The organism is Empedobacter sp. GD03739 (assembly GCF_029843245.1).
In the GTDB taxonomy this organism is placed as follows: Bacteria; Bacteroidota; Bacteroidia; order Flavobacteriales; family Weeksellaceae; genus Empedobacter; species Empedobacter falsenii_B.
Genome location: NZ_JAOCHX010000061.1, coordinates 1 through 15,629, shown reverse-complemented (window position 1 = coordinate 15,629; position 15,629 = coordinate 1). Strand labels below are relative to the sequence as shown.

General features: G+C 30.4%; 13 protein-coding genes and 1 riboswitch. Of the genes, 2 read left to right on the top strand and 11 right to left on the bottom strand.

Annotation, left to right across the window (positions count from 1 at the left end; translation table 11 throughout):
• Positions 1 to 257: 257 nt before the first annotated feature.
• The 6 genes from N5E64_RS14385 to hsdR all read right to left on the bottom strand — a co-directional run bounded on the left by N5E64_RS14385 (position 258) and on the right by hsdR (position 8,804).
• A complete protein-coding gene (locus N5E64_RS14385) occupies positions 258 to 1,016 on the bottom strand; it encodes a hypothetical protein (RefSeq protein WP_280038075.1) in 759 nt (252 codons plus the stop codon).
• A gap of 116 nt (positions 1,017 to 1,132) precedes the next feature.
• Positions 1,133 to 2,008, bottom strand: a complete 876-nt coding sequence (locus N5E64_RS14380) for a hypothetical protein (protein WP_280038074.1) — start codon at positions 2,006 to 2,008, stop codon at positions 1,133 to 1,135.
• A 19-nt stretch (positions 2,009 to 2,027) separates the two neighbouring features.
• Positions 2,028 to 3,347: a restriction endonuclease subunit S gene (locus N5E64_RS14375; RefSeq protein WP_280038073.1), complete on the bottom strand. Its 1,320-nt coding sequence runs from the start codon at positions 3,345 to 3,347 to the stop codon at positions 2,028 to 2,030.
• Positions 3,347 to 4,792 carry a class I SAM-dependent DNA methyltransferase gene (locus N5E64_RS14370; RefSeq protein ID WP_280038072.1) on the bottom strand — a complete coding sequence of 482 codons (1,446 nt, stop codon included), beginning with the start codon at positions 4,790 to 4,792 and terminating at the stop codon, positions 3,347 to 3,349. The genes N5E64_RS14375 and N5E64_RS14370 overlap by 1 nt, the downstream gene beginning before the upstream one ends.
• Positions 4,793 to 4,815: 23 nt before the next feature.
• Positions 4,816 to 6,438: an HNH endonuclease gene (locus N5E64_RS14365; RefSeq protein WP_280038071.1), complete on the bottom strand. Its 1,623-nt coding sequence runs from the start codon at positions 6,436 to 6,438 to the stop codon at positions 4,816 to 4,818.
• Complete coding sequence (hsdR, locus tag N5E64_RS14360) at positions 6,438 to 8,804, bottom strand: EcoAI/FtnUII family type I restriction enzme subunit R (RefSeq protein WP_280038069.1); 2,367 nt, start codon at positions 8,802 to 8,804, stop codon at positions 6,438 to 6,440. The genes N5E64_RS14365 and hsdR overlap by 1 nt, the downstream gene beginning before the upstream one ends.
• Before the next feature lie 215 nt (positions 8,805 to 9,019).
• Between hsdR and N5E64_RS14355 the strand changes: the two genes are divergently transcribed.
• Positions 9,020 to 9,427, top strand: coding sequence for a hypothetical protein (locus tag N5E64_RS14355; protein WP_280038068.1), 408 nt, complete (start codon positions 9,020 to 9,022; stop codon positions 9,425 to 9,427).
• Between the two features lie 335 nt (positions 9,428 to 9,762).
• Positions 9,763 to 9,857: riboswitch (SAM-I-IV-variant riboswitch) on the bottom strand.
• 44 nt (positions 9,858 to 9,901) lie between these two features.
• Here N5E64_RS14355 and N5E64_RS14350 read toward each other — a convergent pair.
• Positions 9,902 to 10,360, bottom strand: coding sequence for a LexA family transcriptional regulator (locus tag N5E64_RS14350; protein ID WP_280038067.1), 459 nt, complete (start codon positions 10,358 to 10,360; stop codon positions 9,902 to 9,904).
• A complete protein-coding gene (locus N5E64_RS14345; RefSeq protein ID WP_347881235.1) occupies positions 10,361 to 11,629 on the bottom strand; it encodes a Y-family DNA polymerase in 1,269 nt (422 codons plus the stop codon).
• A gap of 90 nt (positions 11,630 to 11,719) precedes the next feature.
• On the opposite strand from N5E64_RS14345, the gene N5E64_RS14340 reads away from it, so the two are divergent.
• The gene (locus N5E64_RS14340; protein ID WP_280038066.1) at positions 11,720 to 12,526 is read left to right on the top strand and encodes a GIY-YIG nuclease family protein; all 807 of its coding nucleotides are present in this window, start codon (positions 11,720 to 11,722) and stop codon (positions 12,524 to 12,526) included.
• Here the strand turns inward: N5E64_RS14340 and N5E64_RS14335 are convergent.
• The 3 genes from N5E64_RS14335 to N5E64_RS14325 all read right to left on the bottom strand — a co-directional run bounded on the left by N5E64_RS14335 (position 12,515) and on the right by N5E64_RS14325 (position 15,447).
• Entirely contained in the window at positions 12,515 to 13,099 is a 585-nt protein-coding gene (locus tag N5E64_RS14335) for an SOS response-associated peptidase (protein WP_280038065.1), read from the bottom strand. The two genes, N5E64_RS14340 and N5E64_RS14335, sit on opposite strands and share 12 nt — an antisense overlap.
• A 451-nt stretch (positions 13,100 to 13,550) precedes the next feature.
• Complete coding sequence (locus tag N5E64_RS14330; RefSeq protein ID WP_125350701.1) at positions 13,551 to 14,231, bottom strand: Abi family protein; 681 nt, start codon at positions 14,229 to 14,231, stop codon at positions 13,551 to 13,553.
• 547 nt (positions 14,232 to 14,778) lie between these two features.
• Positions 14,779 to 15,447 carry a hypothetical protein gene (locus N5E64_RS14325; RefSeq protein ID WP_125350702.1) on the bottom strand — a complete coding sequence of 223 codons (669 nt, stop codon included), beginning with the start codon at positions 15,445 to 15,447 and terminating at the stop codon, positions 14,779 to 14,781.
• Positions 15,448 to 15,629 lie beyond the last annotated feature (182 nt).

The following is a 15,629-nucleotide window of genomic DNA, read 5'->3' as shown; positions in this document are numbered from 1 at the left end:
CTGATAAGATCTTGACGATCTGAACTTCTGTAAAATTGCTTTGTTTCATAATTATCCCTAAGTTAATAAACTATATTTTTAAACGTTCCGGTTTTTAGGGAAGATTACAAGTTCAATTGAGTTGGATTTACTTCCATTTATACACATGATGACAGTAAAAGGGTATAAAGAAGAATATATTGGTGCTGTGTTCGTGGAGATTCCGAAGGAGTAAATATAGAAACCCCAACATGAATAATTTTGTTGGGGTTTTATTATTATTTAGAATTGTTTAACCAATTTTCAAAAGCTTCTATCTGTAGCTTAAACCAATGATTAGTTATTTTATATTCATTACCATAATGGTCAATGAAAATATCTTTACTGTAGTATCTTCTGTGAAGATCTTCTGTAATTTTATTAATTTCTATTAATATAGCAAAATCTAAATTAAATAATTGTTTACATTTTTCAGGATCAGTAATAGTCAAAATTATTTCATCTTGATTATTCATTAATTTTATTTTTTCAAAAGCGGATAAAACAAAATCTTTATTTTTTAATAAAGTATCTAAAGGGTCTTCATTTTCTATTAATTCAGATATTTCTATAATTTCTTCTATTTCCTCAAAATCAATAATTGGATCTTCTTTAGAACTATCAATTCCATTATTTAAATCATAATTTTTATGATGTTTTGGACACATGAATTTGATAACATCATGAAAATTTTCGTGTTTTTTCTTGAATTCTTCCTCAAATAAATTCAAATCAATTTTATAAGTAATATTGGTAATTTTTTCACCAAATTCTTCTAATATTTCTTGAATTAATATTTTGCGTTCTCTACCTTTTAAATGTGCGGCATGTAAGCCAGTATATTGTTTACATATAGAACCATCATTATTCAATTCTCCACAAGATTTTCTAATACCATTTTTTTTGCGATGTGGTCTTGCTAATTGTGTTACAATATCTGATGTTCTCGGCCCTAAAAATATGTAAACTTCTTCTAATGTTCCTTGGATAAAAGCCATATAATAATTTTTATTGTGTTAATTTATTTTTTCTAAGCCCCCAACACTTCTCGCAACACTTGCTGTAACAACAATGTATTAGTTTTGATTAATTATTTTTAACCAAAAAACTAATACTATATTTTACTTAATTCATAAATATTGTTATCAAGCATCTCGAATTTTAATCGCTGATTAGCTTTAAGATTTAAAAGACGAATAATTTTTTCATCTACTTTTAATAAAGAGGAACGACCTTCTTTATGTGTATATTTTAAGTTAAATTTATTATCTCCAATTTGAATCTTCACTGTAGAATCATTAGCAGGGAAATAATCTTTAAAATCTACGGTAATTCGTAATGTCTTTTTCTTAATATCATTTTGTGTAATCGAATTTCTATTACTTGGTAGTATGAAATACTTTCCTGTTTTAGTTTTTGGAGCAACTTTATTTATTTCTTGTTTTGAATTATTTTCTTGACTAGGTTTAATAGCATCTATAAGCAATTGATAGTATTGTTCTTTATTAGTTATCGAAGCATTATGAAATGGCACTTCATAGACCAATGTTTCTCCAATTTTGCCAATATATCCATATCTGTTGTTTTGTACATCTAAAAGTTTATCAGAATTACGAATACATTCTCCAACTTTAGAGTGTATTAAACATAGTTTCTTGACATGATTACGTTCAAGTATTTTTAGTATTCTGTCCAAATGCTTTGTTTCAATTGAAACATTTTGGCTATTGGTTTCGACTAACTCGTTATTCAGATCAGTTACACCGTAGATCCATTGATTGTAATTGATTTTTGAAGAACCAAAAACAATCTCATCACCTATTAAAGGATCGTTGATTTGTTGAGTGATTAACCCTGATTTGAATAACACGTTCCAAAAACTTAAATTTCTACTGAACCAATGCGCATTAGCATTAGAAATTTCTGGCGCATTAAGTGCCAGAAACAAAATATCCATTTCTTTGTAAATGTATTCTTTTAGATTTACCATAATCAAAATTTTATTATATCTAAGCCCCCAAAGCTTCTCGTAACACCTGTTGCAACAACAACGCATTGGTTTGTTGGCTTTGTTTTACTTGTGTTTCTAAGGCATCGCAATAGCCCATTAACTCATCCAATTTAGCCACAATGCGTTCTTGGATTTCTAAGGGTGGTAGTGGGATTAAAAATGATCTAATTCTACCTAAATTGAAATTTCCAGCCGAACCACCTTTACTTGAAATATTACCTTTGGCATATTTTACACCATATGGTGAATTAAATACATAAGCTAAAAATTCAGAAGATAACTGATTCTTAAAAGGTTTTACCAAACCTAAGCTAACATAAAAAGCAAATTCAATATCTCTATCAATAACCGCTGTCTCACCAATACCTGCTCCAACCCTTGCTACCAATAAATCTCCTTTTTCAGCTAATCGATTATTAATATAACTTTCATAATCCTCTTGACTAACATATTTATGATTTTCTGGCATAAATTTAAAAGGCTTTACATTTTGTGCTGATAAAAATATTCTACCTTTATCTGTATAATTAGGAGTTTGGTGAGTACCATCTGTAATGTATAAAGTTAAATCATCAAGTGTAGCCCATTTCCAATTTTCAGGAATATCAAAAATTAATTCCTCTAAAGTTTCAGCTTCTTGAAGTTTTCCTTTCTTGATTTTCTTTTCTTTCACCAATTGGGCTTTTTCAGCTTGAATGTGGGCTAATAAATTAGCTCCGGTTTTGTTGTCGCTGGTTTCATTGCTCACCAACAATCCTTGCATCGCCTCACGCAAATACGCTTGTCGCAAATCTTTGATGATGTTTAATTGGTGGGTGATTTCGGTTGATAAATTATTTAAACTTTCATACAGCTCATCTAAATGATTAACAACATTTCTTTGCTCATCTAAAGATTTAGGTATTTGAATTTCTAAAGGCAATAAATGCTTAGGTTTTATCTCTGTTTTAATTCCGCCTGGAACTTGTTCTTTCAAAACATCTTTAAACTTTTTACTTTTCAAAAAATGCTTTAAAAATTGTAATTCTATAACATTAGCATCATATGTATATGAGGAATAATGTATAGTAGCCACGACATCTTCCTCACCATGAAAAATATTCATAGCACCTTTTTCTACATTAATTCCTGAAATAACTAAATCACCGTCTTTAACTAATATCATATCAGTTTTAGATGGTTTGTCTGAAAGGTAAATTTGACCTGAAAAATCAATTTTTTCAATTCTCTTTAAATCTTTTATAGATTCGTCATTCGGTTTATATCTTCCTTTTCTTTCTTTAAGAAAATCAGAAAATTTAACATCAATCCACTCCATTATTCAATCGATTGTTTTAATTGTTGTAATAAGGTATTGGTTTTCAATAATGAATCTGCCAATTGTGTCATCAATTCTGCCGAAGAATGTTCAATCACTTCTTCTTGTTTAGTTGGGTTTTTAATGTCCAAATCAAAATTGCGTGCAATCAGTTCGTCTATGCTCACTTTCCAAGACACTTCGCTTTCGGTACGGTTGTTCCACCATTCGGTAATTGGGGCAAACTCGGCTTCTTTTATCGGTTTGGTTTTGTTGTAGGCTTTTTGTCCTTCGGGCAAACGGTGTTCGTAATACCACACTTCTTGCGTCGCATAATCAGCTTTTTCGTTGTTGTGTTCTACTTTGTCAAAAAACAACAAATTGGTCGCTACCGTAGCATATGGCTGAAACACCGAGTTAGGCAAGCGTACAATGGTATGCAAACGGCAATCTTTCAGTAACTTTTCGCGGATGCGTTGTTTTACCCCATCACCCGTTAGCGAACCATCGGGCAATACAATCCCCGCACGTCCACCTACTTTTAGCAAGTGAATCATCAGAATCAAGAACAAATCGGCCGATTCTTTGGTACGGTAATTTTGTGGAAAGTTGTTTTCGTTGTTGTTCGAAACCACGCCACCAAAAGGCGGATTCGCCAAGATGACATCTACACGGTCTTTTTGTTTGTATTCCGTCAACGGCTGATCCAACGAATCGCGGTAGGTAATATTCGGCACTTCGATATCGTGCAAAATCAAATTAGTCGTCGCCAACAAATAGGGCAACGGTTTGTATTCCCAACCGATGATATTGTCTTGCAAGGCTTGTCGATCTTCAACCGAATCCACTTGCTTGTAAATATGCTCAATAGCCGCCGTTAAATAACCACCTGTACCACAAGCCGGATCTAAAATACGTTCGCCCAATTGCGGATTCAGGGTTTTGGTAATAAACTGCGTAATGGCACGAGGCGTATAAAACTCGCCCGATTTACCTGCGTTTTGTAAATCTTTTAATAACGATTCGTAAATATCACCAAAAGCGTGTTTGTCTTTGGTACTGTTGAAGTCGATTTCGTTTAGTTTGTTCAATACCTGACGGATATGAACGCCTTTTTTCATGTAATTGTTATTTCCTTCGAAGACTTCTCGAACAATAACTGCACGTTTTACACCTGTACTGATGTCTAAATTGCGTAAAGCTGGAAACAGTTTTTGATCGATAAATTCCAATAATTCATCACCTGTAATGCCTTCGTCGTCACCTGCCCAATTTTCCCAACGAAATTCGGTAGGAATTGGTGAGGTATAATCGTCGTATAATAGTTCTAATTCTTCGTCTTTATCTGAAAAGATTTTTAGAAACAGCATCCATCCCAATTGTTCCAAACGTTGTGCATCACCGTTTAGCCCATTATCCTGTCGCATTATTTTTCTGATGCTATCTAAAATTCCTGATATGCTCATTGTTGTTATTTTTCTAAAATAAATTACATTTTTGGTTTTTGCATTTCCATCAAATTGATAGGTTCTGCTAATACTTTAATACCTTGAGAACTTTTACCTGTTCCAAAGATTTCTGTCCAATATCCCGAATTTTGTTTTGATCCAAATACTGTCGTAGAAAAAGTGTTATTTTTCCATAGAGGTAAGTCAGCTAAATTAATGATAAAATTACGGATATTGTTCCAAAGAGCATCTGTAAATTCATATTGAAAAACCTTCTTTTCATCAATAATCTGACCAGTAGAGATATAATAATTTTGTATGATTTTATGAATTAATTTTAAATATGAATAGACAATTTCTTCTTTTGCCATACGGTATGCTCTTACATGGTCAGCATTGATATCTTCACCCTTTTGAATTTTATCTTCAATTTTAAAAGTTCCAATATTGAAATCAAATTTGTCATCAAAAATTACTTCCGATAAAATATTCATCAATTTGGTAATTTGTTCTACTTCCAAAGTTCGAGGATTTTTACCTTCATCCATTTTAAACGAAATAGGTGTTTCTAACAAATCACCATAGATAAAGAAAGAATAAAATGTTTTATCTATCGTAGAGTAAGACAAGGGCTTCTCTTTAGCACGACCTCCCATATCTACATATTCCATCAATTTATTATCAGGATGTTTGGTTACCTTATCTCGAACCGCGTCTAATATGTAACGTTTAAGTTCTCTAGATTCACCTTTAAAGAAGTTCACCAGTTCCTTTTCGGAAAAATTCAAATTATCCTCTGGCAAATCCAAATCTTTTTGATAACGACTTACTCGATCATAATATAGCGTACTTCCTAAATGTCTTTGTACAGATTTATCAAAAGCTACTTGTTTTAAAGTTGTTCCAGCACGGAAATTTGTCTGTATGAGTTTTTCTATATCAGGATTAATAAAAATACGAACAGGAATATTTCTGACTCCCAACAAAATTTGAGCTGCCGCTTTATGTTGACCATCAAAAATTTTAACTTGACATGAATTAGTATCGCTTTTTTCTTCAATCCAACCTAAAGAAATATGCAATTGAGGGTTACCTTCATAAAATTCAGAAATTAATTTTGCAATATTACTACCAATAGGTCTAGGATTTATAATATTATCATGATGTAGATACTCTATTGGTAAATTAGTAAAGAAGTACTTTTGTTTACTTAGTTTATCTTCATAGACTGGTAATGATATAACATTTGTATCAGCTATATCAGCTAAAGAATATTTAATGTTATCGTTTTCTACTTTAAATTTTAATTCATGTAATCCTCCTTGATTTATTTTTAAAATATCATCTAAATTAGATGAACGATCTTCTTCAGTTTTAATTTTTTCCTGAATTTTTAAAAATGAATAAATTCTTCTTGCTAAATTTAAATCACTTGCTTGTTTTGACCGATTAGCAGAAGAAAATGTTAAAGCAAAGTTTGATTTATCATCTTTACCACCTAATTTGGTTGGTATTACATGGTCAACATCTAAAAGGTCGTAATGAAGATCTAAATCTATATCATCTTGAGTAATAAAACATTTACCACTTTGTATGTTGTAAAGTTCTTCTATTAAATTTCGTCTTTCTTCTTTTGATAATTTGTTTAAATATATTGATGCCATTATGCTATACTATAAATTTCGTTTTCTAATTCTTTAATTGCTTGTTGATATTGCGTTTTACCGCCAAATGATTTAACTATCTCAACAGGTGATCCAAAGCTTGAGATTGGATTAATTTTCAAAACATCCATCGATTCTAAATTTTCAATTCCTTCATCTGCATATTTGTCAATTAAGGCATCGATAACTTTGATAGCTTTGTCTCCATACTTTGTAAAATAATTACGTTTTTTTACATTATTTGCTCGCTCTTTACGAGTTAACGGAGGTTGTTCAAAAGCTACGTGACAAATAATATCAAATAAATCACATTCTTTATTTACTGCTTCCAATAATTCATGTACAGGAACACCTTGTTCTTCTAATTCTTTTATTATGGCATTTTTTCGATCAGCTTCATTCCATGTTTTCAAAAATTTATCCATCGTTTCAAACTGTTCGTTAATTAATTGCTTTGTATAATCTTTTAATCCAATTGTAATGGGTTTACCATTGTTATCAAAGTATAATTCACGTTGATTTAATACACTTACATCTACACCGTTGATATAAATTTTTTTAGGTTTTTCTTTTTTCTCTGTAAAAGGAGAATCATTGGTATTGTAAGGAGGTTTAGGATCATTAATTATATCAGTTGCCTCATCACTATTATCTTCATTTTCAAAATCATCATCGATAGGTTCATTATCTCCAATAACTTTTACTCTTGTTGGATCTCCATCAAAATTTGGATCAGCAAAAAGATCTGTGGCATTTCTGAAATCTAAAATGGTAAAATATAATTTTCCAAACTCTTCATTAACCCGAGTTCCACGACCAACAATTTGTTTAAATTTAGTCATAGAACCTATTTCCGTATCTAACACAATTACCTTACAAGTTTGCGCATCTACACCAGTAGTCATTAACTCAGAGGTTGTAGCAATTACAGGATAAGTTTGTTCAGGATCAATAAAATTATCTAATTCACGTTTTCCTTCATCATTATCACCCGTAATTCGCATTACGTATTTGTGATTTTTAGCAACTAAATCAGTATTTAGATTTGCAATTGCAGTTCTCATTCGTTCAGCATGATCTATATCTCGGCAAAAAATGATGGTTTTGTTATAACGATTTGTATTTTTTAAGAATTCGGTTACTTTTTGAGCGACAATTTCAGTACGTTCATCTACAACCATTGTACGATCAAAATCTTTACGGTTGTAGATTCTATCTTCTATGATATTACCTTCCTTATCCGTTTTTCCATCGTTAGGTCTCCAACCTTCTAAATCAATATCTAAACTTATTCTAATGACTTGATAAGGCGCTAAAAAACCATCCGAAATTCCTTGTTTTAATGAATAAGTATATATAGGCTCTCCGAAATATTCTTCATTGCTGACTTCTTCTGTTTCTTTTGGTGTAGCAGTTAAACCAATTTGAGTTGCAGAACCAAAATATGTTAATACTTCTCTCCATGCAGAATCTTCTTTAGCACTTCCTCTGTGGCACTCATCAATAATGATTAAATCAAAAAAGTCAGGGCTGAATTGTTTAAAAATATTTTTATCCTCTTCATTCCCTGTTAATCCTTGATAAATAGCTAAATAAACTTCATAAGATTTATCGACTTGTCTTTTCTGAACTATAGTCATTTTATCTTTGAAATGTTTAAAATCGCCACGTTTAGTTTGATCGATTAAGGAATTTCTATCTGCTAAAAATAAAATTCTTTTTTTGGCTTTAGATTTCCATAAACGATGTGCAATTTGAAAGGCTGTGTACGTTTTTCCTGTTCCTGTTGCCATAACTAAAAGAATACGATTTTGCCCTCTAGCAATTGCTTCAAGTGTACTATTTATAGCATTCTGTTGGTAATAACGAGGAGTTTTTCCTGAACCATCAAAAAAATAATCTTGTTCTACAATTTCTTTTGCGGATTCTGTTTCAATTCCTTTATATTTTAGGTATTTACTCCATAATTCTTCAGGAGACGGAAATTCGTCTAATTCTAATTCAGTTTCAATTTGATTTAGATTAGTTTTGTCATGAAATAAAAACCGATCACCATTTGTTGAAAAGATAAATGGTAAATTTAAAATTTCAGCATATTCCAAACCTTGTTGCATTCCTGCACCAACTGAATGGTTGTTTTCCTTCACTTCAATTATACCAATTGGTATGTTTGGTTTATAATAAAGTATATAATCTGCTCTTTTCTTTTTACCTCTAGTAGTTAAGTTACCACGTATATGAATTCTTCCATCAGTAAAAGTCTTTTGTTCAACATATTGCTTCATTCTATCCCAGCCAGCAGATTCGATAGCAGGAGTAATGAATTTTGTACTAATATCTTGTTCAGAGAATTTACGTTTATCCATAAGTTGTGTTTGTTGTAAATATACAAAATGTTAAAATGCTAATAAAGTAATAACAACGGATATTTCCTTACGTGAAACCGTATTTGTATAATTATTTCAAAGATAGGAAGTAATAGCGACAATATAAGACGTGATGATAAAAAACAACGAATAAAAAGGTAGAATAGGATAGAAGCTTTTGAAAAGAAAAAGTATATTTATAAAAACTAAAATTTATGTGTCAAGTTTATGCTGATGTCACGTTTTGTACCTGTTCAGTTTTTGATTCAGATACCATTGAAAAACTAGATCATCATTGGATTTTATACCGTTATAATGAAAAATTAGACCTTGTAATTGTCGGCGAAATAATGTTTGATGATATGTTGAAAAAGTATAATCCAAATAATTTGGTTGAACTTGTACTAAAAAAACTAAATAACAATACGCTGTTTGATAAATCAATTGATTTTGAAGACAAAGATCGGTTACACGTTTCGATTGAATTGAATCAAGTAAACCTAAACTATGGGTTCGAATATGAAGCTAATAGTTGGTCAGAAATTGAATATGATTATTTTACTTGGGCGAATAGTTACGATGAAAAAAATGGAGGAGAGGTAAAGCTTTACGAATTGTTATAAATTTATAAAATGAGCCGATTATTTATGCTAATCGGCTCATGTTTTTTAATAGTGTAATTTTTTTTCCTTTAGTAAAACCTTTTTCGCGAAAGAAATTGTATTTTCATTTTTAATGATTGAATAGTCAATTTCTCTTGATTCGAATTGATTAGTTAGTGCTTTTAGAAAGTGAGCTCGTGCAGCTACCCATCCAGTATTACCCACCTCTTTATTGAAGGAGTTAATTACTTCTTGATCTGAAAGTGAAATCAAGTTTTTTTTCAAATTTTTCAGTTAAATTTTCCATTGTTTTGATACTTTAATTTATTAAACAGTATCAATCATTAAGAATTTAGAGAGTGACAATTTTTTGACTGAACAGCCCTCATCGCTTTACCACCGTGGTTTGTTAAACTCGGTTGGTGTACCTTATGTACTCTTGATGATTGAATCTTTTATAAAAGTATTAATTATGATTTAATATTCAAAATTAATTTAATTCCTCTTATGCCTCACCAAATCAGTTACAACTCCCAAAATAATGACAACATCTTCATCTTGTAATTGAATACAATTTTTGTATTTCGGATTAAGAGAAATCAATTGTTTGTTGATGGCATCATAACGTTTGAAAGTATATTCGGAATTGTTGACCGATACCACAATATCATCATGATGTCTGGGTTCGATATCCGAACGAATGATAAGTAAATCACCTTTTAGGTATTCAGGATACATACTTTCGCCACCAACACGATTAAGATAAGTTGCTTCGGGATGATTCAGTAAAATTTCATCCAAACTAATATTATTCTGTACAAAATCAGCAGCAGGAGAGGGGAAACCTGCTGAAACATCACCAAAAAATTGAACAAATCGTTTTTCACCATCTGTTTTGATAGGGATATTGATTAACTCTTCTGAGAATTTCGGAACTTGAATAAATTGTACCATTTAATAAACATTTAAAATATCTGTAAATCTTGTTGTGTAGCAAGGCGACAAACGTTCTTGCTTCATTTTCCATTTTCTACGCACATCTTGCGAAGCTAATTTTAGCATATGATCGCCATAACTTGCATTTAATTGATCCATCACACTCATCAACGCTTTATGTTTTGGACAATCTTCGTGAAATAAATTCATCTGTGCTTGATTATCGGGCGTAATTGCGGAAACAATAACGCCTGCTTTTTTATAATCTGGTACTTTGCCTTCGGCAGGAACCAATTTATCCAATAAAAATAAAGCAGATTTGGACAAAACAATGCTCGAATTCGAATCAAAATCTAAGGTTGTACTTAAAGAATTTGAAACAAATGATTGCTTTTCATCAAAACGATTGGTCATCACAAAAACAGTAATAATGTTGCATTTAGATTGTTCTTTTCTAAGCTTTTCGGCACAAGAAACAGCAAATGTAGAAACACGCTCTTTCAGATTTTCATAATCATTGATTGTTTTCTCAAAACTTCGAGTTGTGGCAATTGATTTTTTGCGTTGAACTTCATCTAATTTTAAAACGCTTTCGCCTAATAATTCTTTTTTCAAACGCAATTCTACGATGGAGAAATTTCGTTTAATGTATTCATCACTCAATAATGTAAAATCATACGCATTTTTGCATCCTATATAAGACAAACGTTTAGCTAAACGTCTCCCAATTCCCCAGATATCCTCACATTTTAACCATTTTAAGGCTTTGTTTATTTTCTCTTTCGAATCAATCATATAAACACCATTATGATGTTTAGGAAATTTCTTTGCTATTCGATTCGCCACTTTAGCTAAAGCCTTTGTAGGAGCAATACCAATACAAACAGGGATTTTGGTAATGGTATATATTTTTTGTTTAATTTCTTGGGCGTAATTTACCAAATCATAGTTATCAAAGCCTTTGAAAAGAAGAAAAGATTCATCAATCGAGTAAATTTCAATATCTGGGCAATATGTTTTGAGTATCGTCATGACACGATTACTCATATCTGCATACAAGGGATAATTTGATGAAAAAACATTGATTTTATTTAATCTAAAATTATTTTCAAATTCAAATGCAGGAGCACCCATTGGAATACCTAAATCTTTCGCTTCATTAGATCGTGCAATAACACATCCATCATTGTTGGAAAGTACCACAACAGGCTTTCCATTCAGCGTTGGATTAAAAACTCGTTCGCACGAGGCATAAAAATTATTGCAATCAACTAATGCATACATCATTTTACAAAGTTGAGCAATTAAAACGCTACAAGGTGTCGTCGAAAAGTGTTAAAAAAATAAAGTTAAAAATTGATTCTGTAAATTTGCGCTATGGTACTGAATGATAGATTGAAAACGTTGGTTGACCAAGTTCCAAAAAATATTTGTGGCGTGTATTATTTATACAACGACAAGCAAGATATTATCTACATTGGAAAAAGTATTGATATCAGAAAAAGATTGATTCAGCATTTCAAATCACTTGATAAAAAGGAAATTAAACTTCAGCATTTTACGCATTCTATACAATTTGAAAATACAGGAAATGAATTAATTGCTTTGTTGAGAGAATCTGAATTAATCAAACAAAATCTGCCAATATTTAATCGAGCTCAACGAAAAATTAAGTTTTTCTATGCTTTGAACAAAGAAATAAATTCGGATGGTTATCATGCATTAATTGTGAAGAAAATTGATAACTCTGGGAACGAAATTATCTCATTTACATCGTTAAATGAAGCAAAAGATTATTTATTTTACATTACAGATAAATATAAGCTTTGTCAAAAAATAAATGGTTTATGTAAAACCAAATCAAGTTGTTTTCAATATAGTTTAGACGAATGTAACGGAGCTTGTATTAATATCGAAGAGCCAAAGCTTTACAACAAAAGAGTTCGTCAATTTTTGAAAACAATACATTTACCCAAAAAGGACTTTTTATTTGAATTGGTTGGAAGAACTGAAAATGAAAAAGGTATTGTATTAATTGAAAAAGGAGTTTACAAAGGATTTGGCTATTGCGATCATTTACTTGAAAATCTTGATGAAATGAAATTATTTATTGATCAAAAACAAGATAATAAGGATGTCCGAAAAATCTTATTTCGACATATAAAATCCGAATTATCCAAATAAACTCACTTGTCCATCTTCTCGTTGATAACTAAAGTCAGAGAAAGGGACTACAGGTTTGCAACTCAACCAATTCATAAGATTTTCTCCATCATTTAATACAACTGGCATTCTATGTTTTGTGTTATGAATATATTCCATAATTCCTAAAGCTTCTGTTGTCACAATAGTAAATGTGTCATCAGAATATAAACCTGCTAAACACATCAAATTATGATTGATTCCAATTTCGTATTTTATTTTATCTTTCCCTTCGTGCCGCCATTCATAAAAACCATCGACTAAAATTACACAACGATTTTGGAAAGCATCACGAAAAGATAGTTTTTCTTCAAGTGTTTCTATCCTTGCATTTAATGTATTATTTGAATTGTAATCATTACCAGCCCAATGTGGAACTAATCCCCATTCAAATAAATGAATGTAATCTTGTTGATTTGTAATCACTGGAAGTTTAGGATGATCAAAACCTTTGAAATGTGGATTTGGCGTAAATTTCACTTCAGGCTTGAACTTCAATCTTGATTTTTTCTCAATTTGTTCCTTTGACTTGGTAACTTTAACATGAAAACACATACTTTCTACTTTGGATTAAAGATAAGGATTACGACTATAAGAACAATTAAAAATTGAATCAATTAAAATGATTGTAGAAGAATTAAAACGAATGTTTTTTATAAAGAGTTTAATATACTACGGTTTCATATAAAACAAAAAACCTCCCTAAAATCACTTTTAAAGAGGTTACTATTTATACTATTTTGTGTTTTTTATAGTTTTTACTACTTCGCATTTTAAATAAGCACAAAAAAAGCAGTAATCATATAAAATACTGCTTGTGTAGTCTAAAACAAACTTAGATAACTCCATAAGAATTAAAAGCTAACTTCGGTGAGCCTGTCCTGAGTTTATCGAAGGGTTCAACAGGCTTTACTTCACTACTTTTATTTGTTATTTGTGTTCAATGATTTCAATACATCTCATGCCCTCCGGGCAAGACGAAAGCTTAGTTATTGTGTGTAGTATTTTATAAATTCTTTGCAATGTTTATTTTATTTTCTATTGCATCGAAATATTCAACATAATTTGCTAAATCTGCATCAATCCAACTCAAAAGTTCATATATTTCATCTTTTATATCTTCAGCATATGTAAAATCAATTAAATTACCACGAAAGCAAATTGGTTCATTATGATAAACCCTATTTCTAAATTCCCTTATTCTATTTAATTTTTGATTTAAGATACTTCTATTAATGCCAGTTGGCTTATGTTTAAAGCAATGGATAACTACACCTCCGATTAAACGATAGTGATGAGTATCAAATAAACTCGTCCAAAAACCAAAAGATTGTTCAGCAACTATTTTACCAGCTGTAATTAATCCTCCTTTACGTTTAATACTTTTCTCTGCGTTAATAATTGAATTTTTAAGAAAAAATCTTGATGCTGTTAATGAATTATGATTCATAAAACCATTCTTCTCTGTTATAATCCAATTAGGATTTGCAAAATGAGAAGATACCTGATAATTACAAGTATTTCTTAAGAATATTTCAAATAAGTTTAAAATTGGATAAAATGATTGAGCAACTCTTAGATTAGCACGATACAATTTTTGAGCTTTTGTTTTTGAATTACCTGAAGCAATAAGAAATCTATTTAGTCTTGGTTGCGATAAATAGTACTCGAGTTTATTATATTCCATTAAAATTTTCTAAATAGTACTGCATTTACAAATATAATACATATCTTTGTAACGTAATGCTTAATAAAGCCTCTTTTCCTTTTAATGGAAAACGTAATTAAGTGAAAGAAAATATTAAAGCTCTTCGAATTTCGGAGAGCTTTTTTTGTAATATTACGCACAACGTTTCGGGGCTTAATGTCAGTGGCGGAAATTGAAGCGAAAAGTTCAATTCAGACCGAAACGTAGCCAAAGCTGTTCCATTATTTGTAAACTCACAAAAAATACGAATATGGACAGCTTTTGGCGGATAAAATAAGCGAGAAGTTCAATTTTGCAATTAACCTCGAATTTTGCCAAGCCGATGTGCTTATTGCACAACTCTAGAATAGGCTAATTTTTCTTATTTTTAGTATGCAAGGACGAAAAGAATTACCACAACTATTTTTATAATTCTGTAAAAAAAACAGAAATAAAAACCTCCTTAAAATCACTTCTAAAGAGATTGTAATTTATACTATTTTGTGTTTTTGTGCTTAAAATTGGAGTTGTGCAACAGTTACCTATGTTAGTCGTGGTTTTTCTTTCTTTTATTTATACTTTTCTTCATAAAGTCAATTATTGAATAAATAATTTTTGTTGATAATTTGTTAAATTCAGTAGAGAGTTTTTTTAATTCAATTGCCAAATTATAAATTTCTTCACTTTCAATTTCATTTATGAATTTGTGAAGTTCCAATGCATCAGTATTTTTATGAGCAATTGTATTATTCCTCACGATTCTTAAGTATTGCTCATTTTCGTTTTTATATTTAGCGAATTTTTTAGAAATTTCTCTAACTGGAATTACAAACTTTTCTTGTTTAAGATCTCTTAGCTGCTTACTTAAATCTCTTCCAATTAATGGATTAATATCATCAAGAAATTCTATTATTGTTAATGCAAGAATTCTTGCAAATAGTTTTTTTTCATAATCTCTTTTTGATAGAATAAATTTTTCAGTTAAAATTGAAACGTCCATATCGAAAATTGAAATGTAAATTGAGGAATTGTATAAACTATTGAAAAAATCTGTTTGATAACTTTTGTTTTGAAGAAGTAGTGTTTTAATATTTTGAATATCTTCTTCTGCAATTTTGATATTTTCATCAATAGCTTCGGTAAGATTTTTTCTTAATTCAGCAAGCTCATCCTCTTCACTTTTAATGATTTCTCGTTTCTTAAATAATTTGAGCATTGCGTTATTTTTCTTAAAATTAAACTCAAATATACAAACAAAACTATATTGTATACTTTATTGTGTAAAACAAAAAACCTCACTAAAACGGTTGCTGAGCTTGCCGAAGTATTAAAAGAGGTTATTATTTATACTATTTGTGTTTTTGTACCTAAAATTTGAGTTGTGCAACAGTTACCCTT

What these genes read in the sequence shown, in the direction of transcription:
- N5E64_RS14380 (WP_280038074.1), bottom strand. Translation starts at nt 2,008, where the DNA reads ATGGTAAATCTAAAAGAATACATTTACAAAGAAATGGATATTTTGTTT.
- N5E64_RS14355 (WP_280038068.1), top strand. Translation starts at nt 9,020, where the DNA reads ATGTGTCAAGTTTATGCTGATGTCACGTTTTGTACCTGTTCAGTTTTT.
- hsdR (WP_280038069.1), bottom strand. Translation starts at nt 8,804, where the DNA reads ATGGATAAACGTAAATTCTCTGAACAAGATATTAGTACAAAATTCATT.
- N5E64_RS14330 (WP_125350701.1), bottom strand. Translation starts at nt 14,231, where the DNA reads ATGGAATATAATAAACTCGAGTACTATTTATCGCAACCAAGACTAAAT.
- N5E64_RS14340 (WP_280038066.1), top strand. Translation starts at nt 11,720, where the DNA reads ATGGTACTGAATGATAGATTGAAAACGTTGGTTGACCAAGTTCCAAAA.
- N5E64_RS14375 (WP_280038073.1), bottom strand. Translation starts at nt 3,347, where the DNA reads ATGGAGTGGATTGATGTTAAATTTTCTGATTTTCTTAAAGAAAGAAAA.
- N5E64_RS14345 (WP_347881235.1), bottom strand. Translation starts at nt 11,629, where the DNA reads ATGATGTATGCATTAGTTGATTGCAATAATTTTTATGCCTCGTGCGAA.
- N5E64_RS14370 (WP_280038072.1), bottom strand. Translation starts at nt 4,792, where the DNA reads ATGAGCATATCAGGAATTTTAGATAGCATCAGAAAAATAATGCGACAG.
- N5E64_RS14325 (WP_125350702.1), bottom strand. Translation starts at nt 15,447, where the DNA reads ATGCTCAAATTATTTAAGAAACGAGAAATCATTAAAAGTGAAGAGGAT.
- N5E64_RS14350 (WP_280038067.1), bottom strand. Translation starts at nt 10,360, where the DNA reads ATGGTACAATTTATTCAAGTTCCGAAATTCTCAGAAGAGTTAATCAAT.
- N5E64_RS14335 (WP_280038065.1), bottom strand. Translation starts at nt 13,099, where the DNA reads ATGTGTTTTCATGTTAAAGTTACCAAGTCAAAGGAACAAATTGAGAAA.
- N5E64_RS14385 (WP_280038075.1), bottom strand. Translation starts at nt 1,016, where the DNA reads ATGGCTTTTATCCAAGGAACATTAGAAGAAGTTTACATATTTTTAGGG.
- N5E64_RS14365 (WP_280038071.1), bottom strand. Translation starts at nt 6,438, where the DNA reads ATGGCATCAATATATTTAAACAAATTATCAAAAGAAGAAAGACGAAAT.